This is a genomic window from Caballeronia sp. EK (assembly GCF_014384845.1).
GTDB classification, from domain to species: domain Bacteria; phylum Pseudomonadota; class Gammaproteobacteria; order Burkholderiales; family Burkholderiaceae; genus Caballeronia; species Caballeronia jiangsuensis.
Genome location: NZ_JACSUE010000011.1, coordinates 96,381 through 118,762 on the forward strand (window position 1 = coordinate 96,381; position 22,382 = coordinate 118,762).

The following is a 22,382-nucleotide window of genomic DNA, read 5'->3' on the forward strand; positions in this document are numbered from 1 at the left end:
TCATGGTTTTGGTGAGGCCGAAAGCTTACCAGCAGTACGCTGCAAATCCCGCAGGACATCGACGGCCCGCTCGCCATCATCGACGGGAACGAAGATGTGGTCGTGGAACGCCGCCGCGATCACATTGCAACTGATGTTCGCGTCGCCGAGCGCACGCGCGAACGCCGCCGTCAGACCGACCGCGTTCAGATCCGAATGCACGGTCAGCGTGATCCACGCCGCGCGAAACAGCGGCGCGATGCCCGCCGCCTGCGCCGCGCGCTCCTCCATCACGACCGTCAATCCTTCGCGCTCGCGAAACGTAGCGACGATGCCCGCGCCGCTCGCCACCGCATCGTGCGGCAACGAGGCGAAAACGTAGACGCCCGCTTGAAGCTCGGGTTGCATCGACGCGATCAGCGTATCGAGATCACGCAGCATTTTCGGCCTCGCGTGTACGTCCCAGAACCGGCCGCAGCGCCGCGCCCGTGTGGCTGCGCGGATGCGTCGCGAGCGTGTCCGGGTCCGCCGCCGCGACGATCGTGCCGCCGTTCACGCCGCCTTCCGGCCCGAGATCGAGCACCCAGTCGGCTTCGGCGATCACGTCGAGATCGTGCTCGATGACGATCACGCTATGCCCGCCATCCACCAGCCGATGCAGCACGCGGATCAGCTTCGCGACGTCCGCCATGTGAAGCCCGACCGTCGGCTCATCCAGCACGTAAAGCGTATGCGGCGGCTTCTGGCCGCGCCGCGTGATGTCGTCGCGCACTTTCGACAACTCGGTGACGAGTTTGATGCGTTGCGCCTCGCCGCCCGACAGCGTCGGCGAAGGCTGGCCGAGCGTCAGATAACCGAGGCCGACATCGCGCAGCAATTGCAACGGATGCGCGATGCTCTGCATCGACGCGAAGAATTCGACGGCTTCGTCGATCTCCATCGTCAGCACTTCGCCGATGTTCTTGCCGCGCCAGGTCACCGCGAGCGTCTCCGGATTGAAGCGCTGGCCGTGGCACACGTCGCACGGCACCTTCACGTCGGGCAGGAAGCTCATCGCGATGGTGCGCACGCCCTGGCCTTCGCACGCCGGGCAGCGCCCTTCGCCCGTGTTGAACGAGAAGCGCGACGGCGTATAGCCGCGCGCGCGGGCTTCGAGCGTATCGGCGAACAGCTTGCGGATGGTGTCCCACATGCCGATGTACGTCGCCGGACACGAGCGCGGCGTCTTGCCGATCGGCGTCTGATCGACTTCGAGCACGCGGTCGATCGCCTCGAAGCCGGTCACGCCACGGCAACCCTGCCACGCGTGCGCGACATCGAACTTCGGACGCGGCGCCTCGCGCGCGAGCACGCTGGCGCGCGAGCGCGTGGCGGGTGCATCGGACTGCGCCGCCTTGCGCGCACGCCGCACCGCGGGCGACGACAGCACCGAGCGGCCGACGGCATCGAGCAGGTTGGTCATCAGCACGTCGCGCGCGAGCGTCGATTTGCCCGAGCCCGACACGCCCGTGATCGCGACGAGGCGGTTCAGCGGCATGCTCGCCGTCACGTTGCGCAGGTTGTGCAGCGTCGCGCCTTCGACCGTGAGCCATTGCTCGGGCGTCGCCGGACGTTTCGCGGTCCCGGCACGCACTTCGCGGCGCGGCTGCAACGGATGCACGATCGGGTTCGCAAGGAACTGGCCCGTCAGCGACGCCTTGTGCGCCGCGAGATCCGTCACGGTGCCTTGCGCGACCACCGTGCCGCCGCGCTTGCCCGCGCCCAGCCCGATATCGATGATGTGATCCGCGCGGCGAATCGTGTCCTCGTCATGCTCGACGACGACGAGCGTATTGCCCTTGTCGTTCAGCTTCTTCAGCGCTGAAAGCAGGATGAGGTTGTCGCGCGGATGCAGACCGATGGTCGGTTCATCGAGCACATAGCACACGCCTTGCAGATTGCTGCCGAGTTGCGCGGCCAGACGGATGCGTTGCGCTTCGCCGCCGGAAAGCGTCGGCGCGGCGCGATCGAGGCTCAGATAGCCGAGCCCGACTTCTTCGAGAAACTGGAGTCGGCCTTCGATTTCGCTGATCACGTCGCGCGCGATATCCGCATCGCGGCCTTTCAGCTTCAACGCGGCGATCCACTCGCGCGTATCGCTCACGGTCCAGCGTCCGACTTCCGTGATCGGATAATCGCCGAAGGTCACGGCGCGCGCGACCTCGTTCAGACGCGTGCCTTCGCAATCCGGGCACGGCTGATCGACGATATCGTCCGGCTCCTGATCCACCGAGCCGATGCTCTGCTCGCGCCCGCGATCGTCCTGCGCGAACAAGGTGTCATCGAATGCGGCGCGCTGTTCGCGCGTGAGCTTCACGCCCGTGCCGACGCATGTATTGCACCAGCCGTGCTTGCTGTTGTACGAGAACATGCGCGGATCGAGCTCGGGATAGCTCGTGCCGCACACAGGGCACGCGCGCTTCGTCGAGAACACGCGGGTTTCTTCCTTGCCGCGGCGCGCGCCGTCCTGCCACGAGCCATGCAGATCGTCGAGCGGCGCGCACAGATGCATCACGCCCTTGCCGATTTCCAGCGTTTCGTCGAGCACGCGGCGCAGGTCGGCCTCGTTGTCCGCCGACACGACGAGATCCGCGACCGGCAATTCGATCGTATGTTCGCGGAATCGATCGAGCTTCGGCCACGGACTCACCGGCAGGAATTCGCCATCCACGCGCAGATGCGTGTTGCCGCGCGCCTTCGCCCATTTCGCGAGATCGGTGTACACGCCCTTGCGATTCACGACGAGCGGCGCGAGCAGCCCGACATGCTGCCCCTTGAAATCGCGCATGATCTGCGCGGCGATCGATTCCGAGCTTTGCGACTGCACCGGCGTGCCGTCGTGGATGCAATGCTGGATGCCGAGCTTCACGTACAGGAGACGCAGGAAGTGCCAGACTTCCGATGTCGTCGCCACCGTGGACTTGCGCCCGCCGCGCGACAGACGCTGCTCGATCGCGACGGTCGGTGGAATGCCGTAGACGGCATCGACTTCGGGACGGCCCGCGGGCTGCACGATGGAACGCGCATACGCATTCAGCGATTCGAGGTAACGCCGCTGGCCTTCGTGAAAGAGGATGTCGAACGCGAGCGTCGACTTGCCCGAGCCGGACACGCCCGTCACGACGTTGAACTTGTTATGCGGGATATCGACATCGAGCGACTTCAGATTGTGCTCGCGCGCGTTGACGATGCGCACGACATCCTCGCCCTGCAATGCGCGCCGCGCGCTCGCGACTTCCGCCGCGAGTTGCAGCGGCACGCCCGCGCGCTTTTCCGCCGCGCCGGGCGCCATCGCTTCCTCGTATTCGATCAATGCGCGGCCCGTATGCGACTGCTCGCAAGCGGCGACGTCATCGGGCGTGCCGACGCACACGACCTGTCCGCCGCCATCCCCGCCTTCGGGACCGAGATCGATGATCCAGTCGGCCGCGCGAATCACATCGAGATTATGTTCGATGACGATCAACGAATGCCCGCGCTCCAGCAGTCGGCGCAGCGCCTGCATCAGCTTGGCGATGTCGTCGAAATGCAAGCCGGTGGTCGGCTCGTCGAACATGAAGAGGCGGCTTTCGCTCGTTTTGGCTTGCGATGTTTCGGCCAGGAAACCCGCGAGCTTCAGACGCTGCGCTTCGCCGCCGGAAAGCGTCGGCACAGGCTGGCCGAGCTTCACGTATTCGAGGCCCACATCGACGATCGGCTGCAGCACGCGCAGCACTTCCTTGTCGTTTGCGAAGAGCGCGACGGCTTCGCTGACCGTCAGTTCGAGCACATCGGCGACGCTCAATTGACGATCGCCGCGTTCGATCTTCACTTCGAGAACTTCAGCGCGATAACGCCGTCCATCGCAATCCGGGCAGCGCAGATAAACGTCGCTCAGGAACTGCATTTCCACGTGCTCGAAGCCCGAGCCGCCGCATGTCGGGCAGCGTCCGTCGCCCGAGTTGAAGCTGAACATGCTCGCGCTATAACCGCGCTGCAAAGCGAGCGGCGCCTTCGCGTAGAGCTTGCGGATCTCATCGAACGCGCCGACATAACTCGCCGGATTCGAGCGCGCCGTGCGCCCGATCGGCGACTGGTCGACGAACACGACATCGCTCAGATGCTCCGCGCCCTTCAATGCGCGAAACGCGCCGGGCGTTTCCGTCGCCTTGCCGAAATGGCGCATCAGCGCGGGCGCGAGCACGTCCTGAATCAATGTCGATTTGCCCGAGCCGGAAACGCCCGTCACGCAGACGAGACGTTGCAGCGGAATATCGACCGTCACGTCCTGCAGGTTGTGATCGCTCGCGCCTTCGAGCGTGAGACGCGGCGTGTTCGCATCCACGACGCGCCGGTTCCAGTTCGACGCATGCGCGACATGCTTGCGGCGGCCGAGATACGCGCCGGTCAGCGTATCGGTGCCTTGAATGTCGTCGGGTGCGCCGTCGTAGACGATCTGCCCGCCGCGCTCGCCCGGTCCCGGTCCCATGTCGATGAGACGATCCGCCGCGAGCATCACCGAGGGATCGTGCTCCACGACGACGAGCGTATTGCCCGCGTCGCGCAGCCGGTGCATCGCCTCGACGATGCGGTTCAGATCGCGCGGATGCAGGCCGATGCTCGGTTCATCGAGCACGAAGAGCGTGTTCACGAGCGAGGTGCCGAGCGCGGTCGTCAGGTTGATGCGCTGCACTTCGCCGCCGGACAGCGTGCGGCTCTGGCGATCGAGCGTCAGATAACCAAGGCCGACATCGCAGAGATATTTCAGACGCGTGCGCACTTCCGCGTGCAGCAGCTTGAGCGCTTCATCGAGCAGGGTCGACGGCAGCGTCAGCGAATCGAAGAAGCGGCGGATGCGCTCGATCGGCATCAGCATCAGATCGTGGACCGTGAGACCCGGCAGCGCTTCGAGTTGCGCGCGCGTCCAGTCGACGCCTTCCGGCATGAAGCGATTCGACGGCGGCAACACCGCGTCGGCCTGTTCCTTCGTGCCGAGACGCCACAGCAGCGACTCGGTTTTCAGACGCGCGCCGGCGCAAACCGGGCACGTCGTATAGCTGCGATATTTCGACAGCAGCACGCGGATGTGCATCTTGTACGCCTTCGACTCCAGATAGTCGAAGAAGCGCTGCACGCCGTACCACTGGTTCTGCCACTTGCCGGTCCAGTCGGGCGAGCCCTTGATGACCCAGTCGCGCTCTTCCTGCGTGAGATCCTTCCAGGGCACGCCGAGCCGGATGCCCGCCTTCGCGCCGTACTTCACGAGATCGTCCTGGTTCTCTTTCCACGCGGGCGTCTGCAACGTCTTGACCGCGCCTTCGCGCAGCGTCTTCTTGTCGTCCGGAATCACGAGCCCGTAATCGACGCCGATCACGCGGCCGAACCCGCGGCACGTTTCGCACGCGCCGTAGGCCGAATTGAACGAGAACAGCGCCGGCTGCGGGTCCGCGTAGCGCAGATCGCTTTCCGGGCTGTGCAGACCGGTGGAGAAGCGCCAGATTTCCGGCTCCGCGTCCTCCTTCAGCACGTAGACATCGACGCGGCCGGTGCCGCGCAGCAACGCGCTTTCGATCGCCTCCAGCGCACGCGAGCGCTCCGTGTTCTGGAGGCGGAAGCGATCCGCGACGACATCGAGCATCTGCCGCGCGCCGGATTCCGTCTGGATATGGCGCTTCGCCTGCACGCGCGTATAGCCGCTCGCGGATAGCCATTGCGCGACTTCCTCGTCGCTCGCGGTATCGGGCAGTTCGACGGGAAACGTGATCGCGAGACGCGGATCGTCGGCGCGCGTGCGTTCGAGCAGCTCCGCGTAGATCGTTTCGGGCGTGTCGTGGCGCACGCGCTGCGACGTCTTCTTGTCGAAGAGTTCGGCGGCGCGCGCGTAGAACAGCTTCAGGTGATCGTTCAGCTCGGTCATCGTGCCGACTGTCGAGCGCGAACTGCGCACCGGATTCGTCTGGTCGATGGCAATCGCGGGCGGCACGCCGTCCACGCGATCGACCTGCGGGCGGTCCATCCGGTCGAGAAACTGGCGCGCATACGCGCTGAAGGTCTCGACGTAGCGGCGCTGACCTTCCGCGTAGAGCGTATCGAACACGAGGCTCGACTTGCCCGAACCGGACGGCCCGGTCACGACCGTCATCTGGCCGGTGTGCAGGTCGAGATCGAGATTCTTGAGGTTGTGCTGACGTGCGCCGCGAATGCGGATTGCGTTGTTCGATGCCAATTTTTCAACCGGTTCAATAGGTTAGGCGGCTCTCTGAAAGCCTTGGGCGAGGTTGCACGAGTGTTCGGAAGTGCATGGCCGCCATAGCGAACAGTACTGTACACGCATACAGTGTTTGTCGCCAAACGTGTCAGAGGTGTCCGCTTCCGTGCGCAAGACGCTCGCCTGATCGGCGGCTCATTTCAGATGCGCGATGACGGCATCCGCGACGGCGTCCGGCGCCTCGCGCAGCGGAAAATGCCCCGCGCCATCGATGACCACGCGCCGGTACCCCGCCGGAAAATACTTGTCCTGCCCTTCCGAGCTCGCCGGTTCGTCGCAGGAATCCGCGCCGCCCTGGATCATCAGCGCGGGAACGTCGATGCGTTCGATCGTCGCGAGCCGCGCATACAGTTCGGCGAGCGCCGGATCGGACGGCTGGTCGCCGCGCCAGCGACGCCGGTATGCGTTCAGTGTGATCGGCACCCAGTCGGGATTTTCGAAGGCGCGCGCGGTCGCCGCGAATTCGGCTTCGTCGAACCAGCCGGGCGGCGACCACGTTTCCCACTGGATGCGCGCGAAGCCTTTGGGATCGGCGGCGACGGCATCCGGGCCGCCATCGAGCGACATGAACCATTGATACCAGAAGCGCCGCGCCTGCGAGAAATCCGGCAATTCGAAGACGCCGCGCGGCTGATAGGCGAGCGCGAGCGCGGCCATGCGGCGCACGCGATCCGGAAACAGCGCGGAGATCGTGTACGCGGCGCGCGCGCCCCAGTCATGACCGACGACATCGAATTGTGCGATGCCGAGCGCATCGGCGAGATCGACGGCATCGTTCGCGAGCGCGACGCCCGAGCCGTCGCGCACGGTGTCATCGCGCAAGAAGCGCGTGCCGCCCGCGCCGCGCAACTCCGGGACGATGGTGCGATAGCCGGCTTCGTTGAGCCGCGCGGCGACCGCGTTCCATGCGCGCGCCGCATCGGGCCAGCCGTGGATCAGGAGAACGATGCGACCATCGGCGGGACCCGAATCGGCGTAGGCGATATCGAGCGTCGGCGTGCGGGCGTGGCGTGCGAAGTCCAGCATGGCGAGACTCCTGCTTGAGGAAAAAGCCATTCTAAAGCGAGTCGCGTACGTGAGTCGCGAGCCGGATTCGAGGGCGCAACGACAACGGACTACGGTGTTGAAAGGCCTGTCCCGTGTCTCAAATTTTCGTTCGTGATACGAAGTGCTATGATCGAAATTTATGTCGGAGTTCGACCCTTGGTTAAAGGAATGTTTTCCGTTTCTCCCGCTGCACGATGCAAGTGCTGCGACGGTCCAAGCGCGCTTTGCGGAGTCGTGGACTTGTCACGCGGCGGCGCCGACCACGCCGCGGGAAAGAAAGTCGATCCGTACTCGGGCGTGCCCATTTACTACTATCGATGCGAGCATTGCGGCTTCACCTTCACCTCCGCGCTTGACGACTGGACATCGGCGCAATTCAGCGAACATATCTATAACGCCGACTACGTAAGGCAAGATCCGGATTACGTCTTCGCCCGCCCGGACGAGAACGCCCGGACAATCGCCGAGAAATTTTCCGCCTTGGCGAAAATGAAAATTCTGGACTATGGCTCAGGATCGGGCGTGCTGGAACAGCAACTGCGCCTGCGCGATTTCCATGACGTGCGCTCTTACGATCCCTTCCACAGCAGCTCGGATCCGTCTGTTCTCCAGGAACAATTCCGTGTCGTTTTCGCGTTCGAAGTATTCGAGCACAGTGTCGATCCTCGTCAATTGATGCAGACACTTGCCGCCTTGCTCGACGACGATGGCGCCATGCTCGTAAGCACCCTCTTTGTACCCGACAATACTGCATCCGAAGGCATCGATAAATGGTGGTACTGCATGCCTCGCAACGGCCATGTCTCGTTCTTTACGCCGACATCGTTGTCTCTGCTGGCGTCGCAGTACGAATTGAAGGCGGCCTCGTTCAACAGCGGCTTTCATCTTCTGTTTCGATCGGAGAAACCCGACTGGGCGAAGCCGTATGAATTCATGACTTCGCCGGACTAAAAGCGTCTCACGCCCCGATCAGCACCCCGCTTCTCACCGCCTTCTCCCCCGTCACCCGTCCCATCGGCGCGCCCGCGTACACGAAACGGATCGCGCGACGCATGTAAAACACGCCATCGTTGTTCGTGGTGACCGTGGTCACCGCATCGGTGATCGGATCGACGATATCGAACACCGGATCGCCCGCTTTCAAACGCGCGCCCACCTTCACCCGATACACGACGATCCCGCTCACCGGCGCGCTCAACTGCTGGCTGCCCGCGAGCGGCGTCGCGGCTTGCGCGAGCGGCGGCGCGTCCTTCTCGTCGCCTTCGATCACGCCGCGCGCGATCAGATAATCGACGATGGCATCGGCATCATGCGCGGCGGTCTCGTAATCGACGTCACGCTGCCCGCGATGCTCGATCGTCGCCGCGATGTTCGGCGCGCCGAGCGGCGTGTTCTTGCCGAGGCGTTCGCGCAGTTCGTGCCACAGCAGCGCATGAACCTCGTCGAACGATTGCCCGCCCGAGTCCGTCGCGAGCAACACGCCGTTTGCGCCGAGATGGCGCGCGAGCGGCTCGATCGCGGGCCAGCTCGCCGGGCTCGTGTAGATGTGCATCGTCGCTTCGAGCGAGCAATGCAGATCGAGCACGATATCGGCTCGTGAAGCCAGCGTGAGCAGCGTGAGCCGCAGCGATTCGAACTCGTTCTTCGCGTTCATCTCGCCAAGCATTTCGACGAGCGCGTCGCGCAGAAGGCGCGCGTTGTGCGCGGCATCGGCGGACGAGAAGCGCGCGCCCACGCGCTCGATCAGCGCGGCAGCGGACGGCATCGGAAAATTGCGGTTGAAGTTGTGGCCGCTGTTCGCCTCGAAGCGCCCGAGAAACTGCCCGAGTACGTGCTGCGACAGGCCGATCGGATTCGCCACCGGCACGAGCACGATCTCGCCGCGCACGCGGCCTTCGGCGTCGAGTGCGGCGAGCCGCTTCTTGAGCGTCCATGCGGTGAGCATCGCGGGCGTTTCGTCGGCATGCAGCGATGCCTGAATGTAGACGGTCTCGCCGTCGCGCCCGGCGTCGCCGAAATGAAAGCTGACGAGTTCGCGCGACGTGCCGAGCGTCGTCGAGACGAGTAAGTGGCGTTTCGTTTGCATCGAAGAATCCTTAGTCGCCGTACACGTCGAAGTCGAAATACTTGCGCGCGATCTTCTGATAGGTGCCGTCGGCGCGCATGTCGTTCACGGCCTTGTCGATCTTCGCCTTGAGCGCGGTGTCGTCCTGGCGCAGACCCATGCCGACGCCGTGATCGCCCATCGAAAGCGGCTCGCCGACGAACGCGAAGCCCGCCCCGTGCGGCGTCCTCAGGAAGCCGTGCTCCGCTTCCACCGAGCCGAGCAGCGCGGCGTCGATACGCCCCGCGGTCAGGTCGTTGAGCACGCCTTCCATGCTCTGATACGACACCACCTCGACGCCGCCCGGCTGCCAGTTCTTCAGCGCGTAGGTTTCGAACTGGCTGCCGCTCTGCACGCCGACGCGCTTGCCGCGCAGGCCCTGCGCGCTCGCGGTGAGCGGCGTCCCCTGCTTCGCGATCAGGCGCGAGCGAAACTGAAAGAGCTTGGTGGAAAACGCGATCTGCTTCATGCGCTTGTCGGTGATCGCCATCGACGACATGATTCCGTCGATCTTGCGTGCCTGCAGCGCGGGAATCATCCCCGAGAATTCGAGCTCGACCCATTGGCAGCGCATCGCGATGCGGCGGCAGATTTCATCGCCGAGATCGACGTCGAAGCCCGCGACGTGGCCATCGGGTGTCTTCACGTCCATCGGCGGATAGCCGGGATCGATGCCGAGCCGCAGCGCGTCGGCGTCTTTCGCGTGGACCGGTGCGGCCGCGACGAGCGCCGCGGCCAAGAAAAGTGAGCTGAGTCTGAACATGAACGCACTGTCTCCGTGTCTCCGTATGGTTGCCCCCGATAGTACGGCCGCAAAACGCTCGCAAAAAGAGGCGTTTTGCTTATCATGATCACTTTTCGAGATCACCCGACGGAGACGCCGAGCGTGGATTTGACTCTGACGCAGTTGCGCATGTTCGTGGCCGTCGCCGAGGCGGGCAGCGTGCGCGCGGCCGCGCGGCGGCTCGATGTCGCGCAAAGCGGCATCACGCAGCAATTGCAGAAGCTCGAAACACTGGCGGGCGGGCCGCTTTTCGAGCGCGATGTGCGGGGCGCGCGCCTCACGCCGGTCGGCGAGCGCTTGCGCCTGCGCGCCGATTTGATTCTCGGCGAGTGCAGAAAGACCGAAGACGAGATGCGCCAGTTGCGCGGCGAGCTGACGGGGCGCGTCGCGCTCGGGCTTGCCGCCGAAGCGACGATGCGCCTCTTCCCCGCATTGCTCGAAAGCTATCGCGAGCGCTGTCCGCTCATCGACGTGCATCTGACGAGCGCGACCTCACGCATGTTGACGTCGTGGGTTCGCGACGGAAGCCTCGATTTCGCGCTGGCGCTGATCGCACCCGACGCCGACATCCACGACATGGACACCGCGCCGCTCTTCGATACCGAAGTCGCGGTGATCGCGCGGCGCGGTCATCCGCTCGGGGGTTCGCGCGTGCTCCGCGATCTTCGCGACGCCGAGTGGGTCAGCACACGGCAACGCGGCGGCGGTGCGCTCGGCAACAAGCTGTCGGCGCTTTTCGAGCAGGCGAAGCTCGGGCCGCCACGTATCGCCGCAACGACGGAAGCCGTGTTCGACACGCTGCACTGCATCGCATCGAGCGATTACATCGGGCTCGAACCCGCGAGCCTCGCCGGGCATCCGTTCTTCCGCGAGCATGTCGAGATCGTGCCGATCGCCGAACGCGCCGCGAGGACGCCGGTGTGTCTGGTGCGGCGCGCGGGCGTGCCGCTCACGCCCGCGGCGCAGGAACTCGCGACGATGGCCGTCTCGTTCGCGCGGATGCTTCCGGCTCAGCGCGACGCGTGACGCGTGCGCGAACCCTTCGCTGCGTTGGCGCGACGCGTCGCCCAGCCCTTCTTCGCGGCGGCCGACCGATCCGCCGCCGAGCGCCGGCTCGAAGCCGCATGCGACTGACGCGACAGCGCCTTGTGCGAAGCGGCCTTGGTGCTTTCGCGCTTGAGCGCGCGTGTCGACGCGGCCGAGCGCTTCGCCTTCGATTCGGTGCTCGGGCTCTTCTTCGTGCGATGCGACGCCTTCGTATCCTGCGCGGCCTTCTTGCGCGTGGCCTCGGACGTCGTGCCCTTCTTGGGCGCCTTCATCTTCACGCCTGAGCGGCGCGCTTCGGACAGCCCGATCGCGATGGCCTGCTTCGCCGACTTCGCGCCGTGCTTGCCTTCGCGAATGTGATCGATCTGTTCCTTCACGAACGCACCCGCCTGCGTGCTCGGGGACTTGCCTGCGCGCTTCGCTTTCGATGCGCGCTCGAGGGTTTTCTGTTCGGGCATGTCGGACCTCCGTATGAAGTGGACTTGCCCCTGGCGGGCGAGCAACGTGCGTGCCCGCATCCTCGCCTGCAAACGTTTGCCTTCTTATCTGGCATGCCGGGCAAACGCATACACATCCGAAAGACGGTGCTTTCGGCGAACCCCTTCGACCTCGCGATTATTTCTCAAATCGGTTAAAGCCCGTCAAGGCTTTGCCGTTAACGCGCTTATCCATACCACCCAGGTCGATTCAATTTGAGGCCTGTTTTGCCTTGTGTTCTCGCGTTTGGCCTGGGCGGCCGTGGATATGATCCAAACCGGTAAGCACTTCCCCCTGGCACTGCAATCCCAACTCTCACCCATCAAGGAAGCAACATGCAAAAACTTCTGAAAGCCTTCGTGCGCGACGAACGTGGCGTCAGCGCCATGGAATACGCGATTCTCGCGGGCATCGTCGTGGTCGCGCTCGTGGCCGTCGGCTCCGCTTTCAGCACCAACATGACGGACATCTTTTCGAACCTGACCACCAAGGTCAAGGCCGCCGCGGGCAGCTAAGCAGTCGCGCCCCAGGTCCGGGCCTTCACACGCCCGGACCTCGATCTGACCCAACCCGATTCGAGCCCATCGTGACCGTACTGTCTCTCGTCATTCGTCTTGTCGTGCTGGGCGCCTTGCTCTGGCTTGCGATCACCGACGTGCGCACCCGACGTCTGCCGACGAGCATCGTCCTCACGATCGGCGCACTCTTTTTCGTCGATGCGCTCATCGCCGGCATGCCGCTCGACGATGTCATCTCGCATCTGCTGCTTGCGGTCGTCGTGTTCCTGGCCTGCGCCGTCCTGTTCGCCGTGCGCATGCTCGGCGGCGGCGACGCCAAGCTCGCTTCCGTCATCTTTCTGTGGGTGGGATTCGGCCTTTCGCTCGCCACGCTGACGCTCGTCTCGGTGATCGGGACCGTGGTGTCGCTCGTGAGTCTCGCCACCCGCAACATGAATCCCTCTCAGCGCTTCGTGCCGCTGCGCGCGCTCGCGATGTTCTCCGCGGCGCGCGGCGTTCCGTACGGCGTGGCGCTCGCCTTCGGCGGCGGTTTCGTCATCGTGCTGCCTGCCCTGCTGCACCTCATCTCGACGCAATAGGACGACGTCTCCATGTCCAACATCATCAAATTCGCCGTGCTGCTGGTCGGCGCACTTCTGATTGCGCTGATCGTGCGCGTCGTCCTTGCGAGCGCTTCTCACACCGCGAAGCCCGCCGTGACGAGCGAGAAGGTGCTGGTCAGCGCCGCCAATCTGCCGCAAGGCTTGTTGCTGCGCGACGAGGATCTCGCCTGGAAGGCGATCCCCAAGACGGATATGCCCGCCAACGCCATCGTCGCGGGCGTCGCGGGCGCGCCCGACCTGAAGGGCGCGCTGCTGCGCCATCCGGTCGCGGCCGGCGCCGTCCTCGTGTCCGACGATGTCTTTCTGCCGAGCGCCCCGGGCTTTCTCGCCGCGACGCTCAAGCCCGACATGCGCGCGGTCTCGGTCGCCGTCGACGATGTGTCCGGCAACGCCGGCCTGATCCAGCCGGGCGACTATGTCGACCTGCTGCTCACCCAGCAAATGGACCGGCGCACCGAATCGCCGGATCTCGCGGTATCGAGCGAAACGGTGGTCGAGCATGTGCGCGTACTCGCCGTCGGCTCGGAAATCAAGCGGCCGAAAAACGATGGCGACAACGACGTCGCCGTGGCCCGCGCCCGCACCGTGACGCTCGAAGTCACGCCGCGCATGGGCGAAGTCGTCGCGGTCGCGGCGCGGCTCGGCAGCCTGTCGCTTGCGCTGCGCAGCTTCGCGACGGTCAGCCGCGATCCGGCGGCGCCCGCGGGGGCGTCGGCGCCCGAGCGCAAGCCCATCTGGGCCGGCGACATCTCCCGCGCCGTGCGCGATCTGCCGCGCACGCGCCCCGTTCAGTCGGGCGCACCGAGCGCCGCGCCGGCCATGCCGCGCACCGTGACCATCTACCGCGGCTCCGAGAAGTCGGATACGTCGAGCGTTGCCCAGGCGGGCGGTTCGGGCCAGGGCGTCCCGCCGCTGCCCTCCGTACCCGCGGAGCGTTGACACCGTGCCCCCGTTCGAAAGCGTGCCATCGCCAGGATTCACATTCATGAATACGCAGTTCAGTTCGAGTCGCACCGCGCGCCGCGCAGATAGGGCGTCGATTGCTCCGGTTCTGGCGTGCGCGGCGCTCGTCGCGTGCGCCGCCGCGCACGCCGCGCAGCCGGCCAAGATGCCACCCTACGCCGGCGCGGCCTCGCCCGCGCGCACGGCGAACGTGGCGCGCCCCGGCATGACGGACGCGATGGCGCCGGCCAGCGCGCAAGGCGCGCTCGTACTCGACGCAGGCAAGGGCACGATGTTGCAACTGAATGAAAACGTTGTGTCGGTCTTCGTCGCCGATCCGGCCGTGGCCGACGTGCATGTGCCGTCGCCCAAGGCGGTGTTCGTGCTCGGCAAGAAAACCGGCACGACGACGCTCTATGTGCTCGGCGCCAACAACCGGCCGCTCGTGCAGCGCACGATCGTCGTCTCGCGCGACATGATCACCTTGCGCGCCATGCTCGCCGCGCGCTTTCCGAACACGAACGTGCAGGTCGCGACGGGACAGGGCTCGCTGATGCTGAGCGGGCAGGCGTCGAACTCGGCGGATGCCGACGCCATCGTTCAGGCGGTGACGCCCTTTCTCGCCGAGAAGGAAGTGCTCGTCAACCGCATGACGATCGACCGCCCGCTGCAGGTGCAGTTGCGCGTGCGCATCACCGAAGTGGATCGCAACATCACGCAACAGCTCGGCATCAACTGGCAGGCGATGGGCAACGCGGTCGGCAACTTCTACGGCGGCATCTTCAGCGGCCGTCCGATCTACAACCTGAGCCAGCCGATCACCGGCGCCAACGGCGCCGTGAGCTATCCGGTCAATCTGCCGACCAACAACGCCTACTCGATTCTCGGCGCTTTCAAGACGAACAACGTGGACATCCGCGCGCTCGTCGACGCGCTGAATCAGGAAGGCCTGCTGACGGTGCTCGCGGAGCCGAATCTCGTCGCGCTGTCGGGCCAGACGGCGAGCTTTCTCGCGGGCGGCGAGTTCCCGATTCCCGTCTCGCAGACCAACGGCGCGATCACCGTCGAGTTCAAGCAGTTCGGCGTCAAGCTCGATTTCACGCCGACCGTGCTCACGGACCGGCGCATCAGCCTGAAGGTGCGCCCGGAAGTCAGCCAGATCGACACGACCGCGAGCGTGACCACCGGCGGCGTCACCGTGCCGGGCCTTTCCGTTCGCCGCGCGGATACGACCGTCGAGCTCGCGAGCGGCCAGAGTTTCGCGATCGGCGGGCTGCTGCAGAGCAATACCAGCGACGTCGTTTCGCAGGTGCCGGGCCTCGGCTCGATTCCCGTGCTCGGCAAGCTGTTCTCGTCGACGAACTACCAGAACAACAAGACCGAGCTCGTGATCATGGTCACGCCGTATCTCGTCGAGCCGACCGATCCGTCGAAACTGCGCACGCCGCTCGATTCGCTGATCTCGCCGTCGAGCGATGTCGAATACAGCTTCCGGCGCCAGAACGGCGGAGCGCCGGCACAGGCCGGACAACCGCGTCTCGTCGGCGCGGCCGGCTACGTCTATTGAGCCCGTCATGAAACACACACGACTGCTTTCGCTTCTTCTCGCCGGCACGTTCGCCGTCGTCGCCGCCGGCTGCTTCAAGCCGCCGCGCAACATGCCGAACGAAACGGTGATCGGCTACGACGGCGCTTCGGCCGTGCCGCCCGATTGCGACAGCCTCGCCCGGCCATCGCTGCTGACGGACGCCGGCATCCGCCGCCCGAGCATGCAATGGGGCTGCGCGACTTATACGAATCTGGCCGCCCAGCTCGCGCGCCCGGAAGACGCCGTGCATCCGCAGACGCTCGGGCCGGCGAACGCGGCGGTGGCGGCGAGCGCAGTACGGCGCTACGAAACCGGCCGCGTGATCCCGCTCGACAAATCGACCTCGCGCGACAGCAAGTGATGCGACGCACTACAGCCAGAAGCACACAAGGCCAGCCATGAGCACAGAGTTCTCCTTCTCGAAGACCAAGTCCGGCACGCGCAACGCGGATTTCATCGCCTTCGTGTCCGATCGCAAGACCGAGCAGATCGTGAAGAGCTTCGTGCTCGAACAGGCGATGCCGCACGCGCATATCGTCGTGGGCAACGTCGACGACGCGATCGCGTATCTCGCCCGCGTCGACCGCTCGCCGCTCTTCCTGCTGGTCGATCTGCAGGACTCGGTGATGCCGCTGTCCGACCTCGGCCGCCTCGCCGAAGTGTGCGAGCCGTCGGTGCAGGTGGTGGCGCTCGGCGAGCGCAACGACGTCGGCCTGTTCCGCAGCCTGCTCAAGATCGGCGTGCGCGATTACCTCGTCAAGCCGATCACGGTCGAACTGCTCAAGCGCACGGTCAATGTCTCCGAGGGCAAGGTGAGCCCGGTGATGCTCGCGCGCGCCGGCAAGACGATTGCCTTCACGGGCTCGCGCGGCGGCGTCGGGGTGACCACGCTCGCGCTCAACGTCGCCCGCCATCTGTCGGAAGACACGCACCGGCGCGTCGCCTATGTCGATCTGAACCTGTACGGCGGCGCGGCCAACTCCATGCTCGGTCTGCAGAGCAACAACGGGCTCATCGACGTGCTGCAGAACGTGCATCGCCTCGATCCGCAATACGTGGAGCGCACGCTCGTCGCCAAGGGCACCCGGCTCTACATGCTGTCGGCGGAACACGACTACGGCGCCGCGCGTCCGTTCGGCCCGGGCGCATTGCCGCGCGTGCTCGAACTTCTGTGCGACAGCTTCCACTACGTGATCCTGGACATCGGCACGGTGACGGACCCGCTCGCGCAGGAAGCCTTCGATCACGCCGCGCGCGTCTATGTGGTCGCGGACCGCTCGGTGCATTCGACGCGCGAGACGATCCGCCTCCTGCGCCATATCGAAGACCGCGACAACAATCCGCCGACCTCGCTGCTGCTGAACAACCCGAACGCCGTGACGAGCGGCAAGGTGCAGGCGAACGACTTCATGACGGCGATCGGCCGCAACGTGCTGTACGAAATTCCGTTCGAGGCGAAGTCGCTCGCGACCGCCGAGAACCTCGGCGAAGCGCCCCGGGAAAAAGGGGCGAACGGCTTCAATCAGATGATCACGCGCATCGGCGGTGACCTCACCGGTCAGCAGATGAACGCCGAGCGCTCGTTCTTCCAGAAGCTCCGGCTCAGGAGAGGCTGATGTTCGGACAGAAGCAGGTTCCCCGCCCCGAGCCCGATCCGGACGCGCCGCCCAGCGCCGAAGCCGCGCAGGTCGCCGAGGCGCCGCCTCCGGTCGCGCCGCTCGCGCGCCCGCACGCGTCGGAAGGCGGTGAAGTGCTGGTACGCTCGGACCTCTTCCGGGTGATCCGCAACGGCGTGTTCGCGGCGATGAACGCCTCGGCCGCCGTCGGCAAGACACGCGAGCAGATGAAGCCGGGCGTCGAGCAGCTCGTGCTCGACGTGGCGGAGCGCGAGCGGCTGAACATCACGCTCGCGGAGCAGGGGCAGATCGTCGGCGAGTTGCTGAACGACATGTTCGGGCTCGGTCCGATCGAACCGCTCCTCGCCGACGACACCATCACCGACGTGCTCGTCAACGGACCCGATCAGGTATGGGTCGAGCGCCACGGCCGGCTCGAGCTCACCAACTGCAAGTTCCGCGACAACACGCACGTGACCAACGTCGCGCAGCGTATCGCGGCGGGCGTCGGGCGGCGTGTCGACGAAAGCAGTCCGATGGTCGATGCGCGTCTCGCCGACGGCAGCCGCGTGAACGTCGTGCTGCCGCCGCTCGCGATTCACGGCGCATCGATCTCGATTCGTAAATTCTCGAAGCGCAACATCACGCTGCATCGCATGTCGCAGCAGGGCAACATGTCGGGCGCGATGGCCACCGTGCTCAAGCTCGCGAGCACGTGCCGGCTGAACGTGATCGTCTCGGGCGGCACGGGCTCGGGCAAGACGACGCTGCTCAATGCGCTGTCGCACTTCATCGGGCACGGCGAGCGCACCGTGACGATCGAGGATGCGGCCGAGTTGCAGCTCGTGCAGCCGCACGTCGTCAGCCTGGAAACGCGCCCCGAGAATGCCGAAGGGCTCGGCGCCGTCACGCAGCGCGATCTCGTGCGCAACGCGCTGCGGATGCGCCCGGACCGCATCATTCTCGGCGAAACGCGCGGCTCCGAAGCCTTCGACGTGCTGCAGGCGATGAACACGGGCCACGACGGCTCGATGACCACCATCCACGCGAACACGCCGCGCGACGGCATCACGCGTCTGGAGTCGATGGTGATGATGGCGAACGGCAATCTGCCGCTCCTGTCGATCCGCCGGCAGATCGCGAGCGCGGTGCACATGATCGTGCAGATCGAGCGCATGCGCGACGGCATGCGGCGCGTCACGCGCATCACCGAACTGGTGGGCATGGAAGGCGAAGTCATCATCACGCAGGATCTGTTCACGTTCCGCTACGACGCGAGCGCCTATAGCGAGGAAGTGAAAGGCGTGTTCGAGACGGGCGCCGTGCGGCCGGCCTTCGCCGCGCGCGCCGCGTATTACGGTCTCGAAGATGCGCTGCTGGAGGCGATGCGGCCATGAGCAACGTCGACCTCATCACGTTCGGCACCTTCGCAGTCGCCCTGCTGCTCGGCGTCATGCTGCTCGTGGTGCAGGACATGCGCCGCCAGCGCCCCGACGCGCGCATCCAGGCGCGCGTGCAGGCCGCCTTTCCCGCGGCCGGTTCGGTTGGGCGCGAGACGCGTCATGAAGACTCCGACCTCTTCACCTTCAGCCGCAACGACAACATCTTCAGCCGCTGGTTCGCGCCGAAGATCGCCCGCCTCAAGACGGTGGCCGGCGCAAGCGGGCTGCGCGCGGTGATCATCACGGCGGTGCTCGCCGAAGTCCTCGCGCTCGCGATGTCGAAGCTGCTGCCGCTGCCCGCGTTCGCGACGCCGGCGCTCCTCGTCGGCCTGCCGGTGCTCGGCGCCATGCAGGCGTACCGGTTTCTCGTCGAACGTTTCAAGCGCCGCTTTCTGGATGGCTTTCCCGATCTCATCGACCTGATCGTGCGCGCCGTGCGCGCAGGCGTCCCGGTGACGCACGTGATGGGCGTCGCGTCAGCCGAATGCGCCGAGCCGCTCAAGAGCGAATTCCAGTTGATGGGCGACGGGCTCAAGGTGGGTCTCGATCTGGAAGAGGTGCTCGCCACCGCGGTCACGCGCATCGGCATCGCGGATTTCTCCTTCTTCTGCGTGTGCCTGCTGCTGCAGCGCGAGACCGGCGGGCAGCTCGGCGAGACGCTGGAAAATCTCGCGGGCATCGTGCGCAGGCGCCGCGAGATCCGTCAGAAAACCAAGGCCCTCACGGGCGAGGCGCGCATCACGACCAAGATTCTCGCGTCGGTGCCCTTCTTCATTCTGGGCAGCATGTTCATGCTCAACCGCGCGTATCTGATGGTGCTGTTCAACACGTCGGGCGGACAGAAAGTGCTGACCTGCGCCGCGGTTTCGCTCGCGATGGGACTGTTCATCGTTCACAAGATGTCGAAACTGGATACCGCGCGATGAGTCAGGACAACATCGAAACACTCATCAACCTGCTGATGCTGCTTGCGCTCGTCGTCGCGATCTTCATCTGGTGGGCGACCAAACACGGCGGGGTCCGCGGACGCATCGCCGAGCGCACCCGGCAGGCCGCCGTCGTGCAGCGCAATGAAAGCGCGCTCGCCGAAGAAGACGACGACGAAGGCTCCATGGCGCGCTTCACGCACCGTCTCGCGCGCCTGGGCGACCGGTTGCCGCTCTTCGATGCCAAATACCGCGCGAAGCTGCGCACACAGATGGTCCGCAGTGGTTATCGCAGCCAGTCGGCGGTATCCGTGCTGCTCGCGATCAAGTTCGTCGTCGGCCTCATCTGCGCCGCGTTCGCGGTGATGCTCGGCTCGCACATTCCCATGGTCGGCGGCTACCCGGCGGTGCGCGGCGCCATGATGCTGCTGGTCTTCGTGGTCGGCATGATCCTGCCGGAATACGTGCTCGCGTTCTTCGCGGCGCGGCGGCGCAAGGCCATGGCGTCGTGCCTGCCCGATGCGCTCGATCTGCTCGTCATCTGCACGAACGCGGGCAACAGCCTCGGCGTGTCGATCCGGCGCGTGGCCGACGAACTGAAGACCATCTGCCCGCCGCTTTCCGGCGAGTTCTCGCTGACCGCCGACGAACTGAAGCTGTCCGGCGACAGCACGCGCGCGCTACAGGCGCTCGCCGAGCGCATTGACCTGCCGTCGATCCGCGCGCTGATCGCCACGCTCACGCAATCGATGCGCTACGGCACGCCGATCACGCAGGCGCTGCGCACGCTGTCGCACACCGAACGGCTTGCGCACATCGTGTCGCTCGAAGAAAAGGCGGCCAAGCTCGCACCCAAGATGGCCGTGCCGATGATGCTTTTCATTCTTCCCGCGGTGATGCTGATCGCCGCCGGGCCGGCCGTCATTCAACTCATCAGCGTCTTTGCAAAAAAATGAAGACCACACAGATCCCACTTCCCGGCATGCGCCGTCTCGGCCTCGCGGCCTGTTGTGCGACGCTCGTGGTCGCACTCGGCGCATGCACGACGACCACCCGCCAGAGCGTCGACAGCCGCCCTGTCATGCGCAATTCCGCGCCGAGCACCATGAGCGAGCTGCGCATCGCCGACACGGCGCTCGATTCGGGCAATGTCGAACTCGCCACCTCGCTCTACGAAAAAGCCGTGCAGGCCGACCCGCACTCGGTCGCGGGCCTGACGGGACTCGGCAACACGCTCTACGCCGTCGGCGACTTCACGCGCGCGGGCGTCTACTACGCGCGCGCCAGCAAGACCGACGCGAGCGCGACCGCGCCGCTCATCGGACTCGCGCGCGTCGCGATGCGCCAGCGCCGCTTCGATGACGCCATCGCAACCTACCGGCGTCTGCTCGCGCTGATACCCGACGATCCGCTCGCCTCGGCCGGACTCGGCGCCGCGCTCGACATGAACGGCGATCACAAGGGCGCGCAGGCCGTGCTACGCCAGGCGCTCAGGAAGAATGTTGGCGATCCGCTGCTCTCCGTGAATCTCGGATTGTCGCTGACGCTCTCCGGCGATCCGCGCGAAGGCGCGAACGTGCTGCTCGACGTGACGCGCTTTCCCGCCGCGCCGCCGCAGGCGCGCCAGGATCTCGCCCTCGCCTACGGACTGCTCGGCAACCGCGAGGCGGCCGCCGAAATCCTGTCGCGCGATCTGCCGAAGGCATCGGTCGAAGACAATCTCCGTTACTACGACATTCAGCGCGAGCTGATGTCCCGGCGCACGACACCGGCAGCGGCCGTTTCGTCCGCGCAGCCCGCTGCGCCGTCCGCGATTCCGACCGCCCTGGTGCAGACGACGCGCCTCAAATGAAAGCCTCCGCGCGCCGCCTCCGACTGCCAGCCGTCGCCACGCGAATCCTGCGCGACGAGCGCGGCATCGCGTCGATCGAATTCGCGTTCGTCGCGGTCTTCGCGATCATCCTCTTCCTCGGCACGGTCGAGATCGCGCTGGAGATGATCGCCGATGCATCGGTGCAGGCCGCTGCGCAGGCGGCGTCGCGCGTGGGCCTGACGACGACCGCGCCGAGCACGGGCAGCCGGGTGCAGGAGGCGCAGACGATCGTCCAGTCGATCCTCGGCGGATGGAAAAACGTCAGCGGGACCATCACGGTCACCGAACTGAACTACGGCAACTACGGCTACGGCAATGTGGCCAGCTCGACCTACACGCCGACACAGGACATGGGCGGATACGGCGATGTCGTCGCCTACAACATCCAGCTCAAGATGCCCGGCATCACCGGCATCCCGAAGCTGTTCGGCGTCAACGAGCTGACCTTCGAGCGTAATTTCATCGTGCAGAACGAAAAATGATGACGAACAGCGAAACGGTGCGATCGATCTGCGCAAAGCTCAACCGCATGCTGCGCTCGGATCGCGGCAGCGTGTCCATCGAGTTCGTCCTCATCGTGCCGATGATGATGATCGTGCTGCTCGGCTTCACCGAGGTCTACATGTACATGCGCGCGGTCAGCGCCGTCGATCGCACGGCCTTCACGCTCGCCAATACCATCGGTCAGATGACTTCGATCATCGCCGACAACAACGACACCACCGATGCGAACAGCTATGCGTCGCTGTGGCGGGACGCCGCGCTGCTCGCCGCACCGTATCAGTTGCAGGCGAACGGCATGGTGTACGTGACCTTCCTGTGCGATCCGGATTCCAGCAGCAAATGCAAGGACATGGATAACTCCATGACGGCGGTCACCCCGAAGATTCGCTGGACGGCGTCTCCGACTTCATGGACCAACAGCAAGAGTACCGGCATGGCGTCGAAGATTTCGAGCACGAGTCCGTTGCCCGCTTCGTGGCCTTTTCGCACGGGGGATTCGGCGATCATCGTGGAAGTATTTCTGTCGTACAACCCGTTCACCATGACCTCCAATTTGATCTCGGGGCTGCCGGGTCAGCAGACCGTGTACCGCCGCGTGTATGTGCGGCCGCGTGCGCCGAGAGCGTTCTACTGACGCTCGCGGGATC

The 22,382-nt window shown here is 65.4% G+C and carries 20 protein-coding genes; 14 read left to right on the forward strand and 6 right to left on the reverse strand.

The window, feature by feature from the left end; all coding sequences use genetic code 11:
• The 3 genes from IAG25_RS29305 to IAG25_RS29315 form a co-directional block, all read right to left on the reverse strand.
• Complete coding sequence (locus tag IAG25_RS29305) at positions 1-420, reverse strand: ACT domain-containing protein (RefSeq protein ID WP_187607958.1); 420 nt, start codon at positions 418-420, stop codon at positions 1-3.
• On the reverse strand, positions 410-6,223 hold the full coding sequence (gene uvrA, locus IAG25_RS29310) for an excinuclease ABC subunit UvrA (protein WP_187607959.1): 5,814 nt from the start codon (positions 6,221-6,223) through the stop codon (positions 410-412). Before uvrA ends, IAG25_RS29305 begins: the two co-directional genes overlap by 11 nt.
• A 177-nt stretch (positions 6,224-6,400) precedes the next feature.
• Positions 6,401-7,291 (reverse strand): alpha/beta fold hydrolase, encoded by an 891-nt coding sequence (locus IAG25_RS29315; protein WP_187607960.1) that lies wholly within the window; start codon positions 7,289-7,291, stop codon positions 6,401-6,403.
• A gap of 147 nt (positions 7,292-7,438) precedes the next feature.
• Here IAG25_RS29315 and IAG25_RS29320 point away from each other — a divergent pair, with 147 nt between their 5' ends.
• Positions 7,439-8,263: a class I SAM-dependent methyltransferase gene (locus tag IAG25_RS29320; RefSeq protein ID WP_255504027.1), complete on the forward strand. Its 825-nt coding sequence runs from the start codon at positions 7,439-7,441 to the stop codon at positions 8,261-8,263.
• A gap of 7 nt (positions 8,264-8,270) precedes the next feature.
• On the opposite strand, the gene IAG25_RS29325 is transcribed toward IAG25_RS29320, so the two are convergent.
• On the reverse strand, positions 8,271-9,398 hold the full coding sequence (locus IAG25_RS29325; RefSeq protein WP_187607961.1) for a succinylglutamate desuccinylase/aspartoacylase family protein: 1,128 nt from the start codon (positions 9,396-9,398) through the stop codon (positions 8,271-8,273).
• A gap of 10 nt (positions 9,399-9,408) precedes the next feature.
• Positions 9,409-10,179: a transporter substrate-binding domain-containing protein gene (locus IAG25_RS29330; protein ID WP_187607962.1), complete on the reverse strand. Its 771-nt coding sequence runs from the start codon at positions 10,177-10,179 to the stop codon at positions 9,409-9,411.
• Positions 10,180-10,302: 123 nt separating this feature from the next.
• Here IAG25_RS29330 and IAG25_RS29335 point away from each other — a divergent pair, with 123 nt between their 5' ends.
• Entirely contained in the window at positions 10,303-11,226 is a 924-nt protein-coding gene (locus tag IAG25_RS29335) for a LysR family transcriptional regulator (protein ID WP_187607963.1), read from the forward strand.
• On the opposite strand, the gene IAG25_RS29340 is transcribed toward IAG25_RS29335, so the two are convergent.
• A complete protein-coding gene (locus IAG25_RS29340) occupies positions 11,211-11,705 on the reverse strand; it encodes a DUF6496 domain-containing protein (protein WP_035510686.1) in 495 nt (164 codons plus the stop codon). The two genes, IAG25_RS29335 and IAG25_RS29340, sit on opposite strands and share 16 nt — an antisense overlap.
• 354 nt (positions 11,706-12,059) lie before the next feature.
• On the opposite strand from IAG25_RS29340, the gene IAG25_RS29345 reads away from it, so the two are divergent.
• The 12 genes from IAG25_RS29345 to IAG25_RS29400 all read left to right on the forward strand — a co-directional run bounded on the left by IAG25_RS29345 (position 12,060) and on the right by IAG25_RS29400 (position 22,369).
• The gene (locus IAG25_RS29345; RefSeq protein WP_187607964.1) at positions 12,060-12,239 is read left to right on the forward strand and encodes a Flp family type IVb pilin; all 180 of its coding nucleotides are present in this window, start codon (positions 12,060-12,062) and stop codon (positions 12,237-12,239) included.
• A 71-nt stretch (positions 12,240-12,310) separates the two neighbouring features.
• Positions 12,311-12,820 (forward strand): A24 family peptidase, encoded by a 510-nt coding sequence (locus IAG25_RS29350; protein ID WP_187607965.1) that lies wholly within the window; start codon positions 12,311-12,313, stop codon positions 12,818-12,820.
• 12 nt (positions 12,821-12,832) lie between these two features.
• On the forward strand, positions 12,833-13,783 hold the full coding sequence (cpaB, locus tag IAG25_RS29355; protein ID WP_187607966.1) for a Flp pilus assembly protein CpaB: 951 nt from the start codon (positions 12,833-12,835) through the stop codon (positions 13,781-13,783).
• Between the two features lie 169 nt (positions 13,784-13,952).
• Complete coding sequence (locus IAG25_RS29360; protein ID WP_187608060.1) at positions 13,953-15,353, forward strand: type II and III secretion system protein family protein; 1,401 nt, start codon at positions 13,953-13,955, stop codon at positions 15,351-15,353.
• A gap of 7 nt (positions 15,354-15,360) precedes the next feature.
• Positions 15,361-15,735 carry a CpaD family pilus assembly lipoprotein gene (locus tag IAG25_RS29365; protein WP_187607967.1) on the forward strand — a complete coding sequence of 125 codons (375 nt, stop codon included), beginning with the start codon at positions 15,361-15,363 and terminating at the stop codon, positions 15,733-15,735.
• A 37-nt stretch (positions 15,736-15,772) separates the two neighbouring features.
• Positions 15,773-16,990: an AAA family ATPase gene (locus tag IAG25_RS29370; RefSeq protein ID WP_187607968.1), complete on the forward strand. Its 1,218-nt coding sequence runs from the start codon at positions 15,773-15,775 to the stop codon at positions 16,988-16,990.
• Positions 16,990-18,387, forward strand: a complete 1,398-nt coding sequence (locus tag IAG25_RS29375; protein WP_187607969.1) for a CpaF family protein — start codon at positions 16,990-16,992, stop codon at positions 18,385-18,387. Before IAG25_RS29370 ends, IAG25_RS29375 begins: the two co-directional genes overlap by 1 nt.
• Positions 18,384-19,358 (forward strand): type II secretion system F family protein, encoded by a 975-nt coding sequence (locus tag IAG25_RS29380; protein WP_187607970.1) that lies wholly within the window; start codon positions 18,384-18,386, stop codon positions 19,356-19,358. Before IAG25_RS29375 ends, IAG25_RS29380 begins: the two co-directional genes overlap by 4 nt.
• Positions 19,355-20,314, forward strand: a complete 960-nt coding sequence (locus IAG25_RS29385; RefSeq protein ID WP_187607971.1) for a type II secretion system F family protein — start codon at positions 19,355-19,357, stop codon at positions 20,312-20,314. The genes IAG25_RS29380 and IAG25_RS29385 overlap by 4 nt, the downstream gene beginning before the upstream one ends.
• Positions 20,311-21,210: a tetratricopeptide repeat protein gene (locus tag IAG25_RS29390; protein WP_187607972.1), complete on the forward strand. Its 900-nt coding sequence runs from the start codon at positions 20,311-20,313 to the stop codon at positions 21,208-21,210. The genes IAG25_RS29385 and IAG25_RS29390 overlap by 4 nt, the downstream gene beginning before the upstream one ends.
• Positions 21,207-21,713 carry a TadE/TadG family type IV pilus assembly protein gene (locus IAG25_RS29395; protein ID WP_187607973.1) on the forward strand — a complete coding sequence of 169 codons (507 nt, stop codon included), beginning with the start codon at positions 21,207-21,209 and terminating at the stop codon, positions 21,711-21,713. Before IAG25_RS29390 ends, IAG25_RS29395 begins: the two co-directional genes overlap by 4 nt.
• Positions 21,710-22,369, forward strand: coding sequence for a TadE/TadG family type IV pilus assembly protein (locus tag IAG25_RS29400; RefSeq protein ID WP_238213300.1), 660 nt, complete (start codon positions 21,710-21,712; stop codon positions 22,367-22,369). The genes IAG25_RS29395 and IAG25_RS29400 overlap by 4 nt, the downstream gene beginning before the upstream one ends.
• Positions 22,370-22,382 lie beyond the last annotated feature (13 nt).

Excerpts from the sequence above, each read along its gene's own strand:
- IAG25_RS29305 (WP_187607958.1), bottom strand. The coding sequence starts at position 420 with ATGCTGCGTGATCTCGATACGCTGATCGCGTCGATGCAACCCGAGCTT.
- IAG25_RS29315 (WP_187607960.1), bottom strand. The coding sequence starts at position 7,291 with ATGCTGGACTTCGCACGCCACGCCCGCACGCCGACGCTCGATATCGCC.
- IAG25_RS29320 (WP_255504027.1), top strand. The coding sequence starts at position 7,439 with ATGATCGAAATTTATGTCGGAGTTCGACCCTTGGTTAAAGGAATGTTT.
- IAG25_RS29325 (WP_187607961.1), bottom strand. The coding sequence starts at position 9,398 with ATGCAAACGAAACGCCACTTACTCGTCTCGACGACGCTCGGCACGTCG.
- IAG25_RS29330 (WP_187607962.1), bottom strand. The coding sequence starts at position 10,179 with ATGTTCAGACTCAGCTCACTTTTCTTGGCCGCGGCGCTCGTCGCGGCC.
- IAG25_RS29340 (WP_035510686.1), bottom strand. The coding sequence starts at position 11,705 with ATGCCCGAACAGAAAACCCTCGAGCGCGCATCGAAAGCGAAGCGCGCA.
- IAG25_RS29345 (WP_187607964.1), top strand. The coding sequence starts at position 12,060 with ATGCAAAAACTTCTGAAAGCCTTCGTGCGCGACGAACGTGGCGTCAGC.
- cpaB (WP_187607966.1), top strand. The coding sequence starts at position 12,833 with ATGTCCAACATCATCAAATTCGCCGTGCTGCTGGTCGGCGCACTTCTG.
- IAG25_RS29360 (WP_187608060.1), top strand. The coding sequence starts at position 13,953 with ATGCCACCCTACGCCGGCGCGGCCTCGCCCGCGCGCACGGCGAACGTG.
- IAG25_RS29365 (WP_187607967.1), top strand. The coding sequence starts at position 15,361 with ATGAAACACACACGACTGCTTTCGCTTCTTCTCGCCGGCACGTTCGCC.
- IAG25_RS29370 (WP_187607968.1), top strand. The coding sequence starts at position 15,773 with ATGAGCACAGAGTTCTCCTTCTCGAAGACCAAGTCCGGCACGCGCAAC.
- IAG25_RS29375 (WP_187607969.1), top strand. The coding sequence starts at position 16,990 with ATGTTCGGACAGAAGCAGGTTCCCCGCCCCGAGCCCGATCCGGACGCG.
- IAG25_RS29380 (WP_187607970.1), top strand. The coding sequence starts at position 18,384 with ATGAGCAACGTCGACCTCATCACGTTCGGCACCTTCGCAGTCGCCCTG.
- IAG25_RS29385 (WP_187607971.1), top strand. The coding sequence starts at position 19,355 with ATGAGTCAGGACAACATCGAAACACTCATCAACCTGCTGATGCTGCTT.
- IAG25_RS29390 (WP_187607972.1), top strand. The coding sequence starts at position 20,311 with ATGAAGACCACACAGATCCCACTTCCCGGCATGCGCCGTCTCGGCCTC.
- IAG25_RS29395 (WP_187607973.1), top strand. The coding sequence starts at position 21,207 with ATGAAAGCCTCCGCGCGCCGCCTCCGACTGCCAGCCGTCGCCACGCGA.
- IAG25_RS29400 (WP_238213300.1), top strand. The coding sequence starts at position 21,710 with ATGATGACGAACAGCGAAACGGTGCGATCGATCTGCGCAAAGCTCAAC.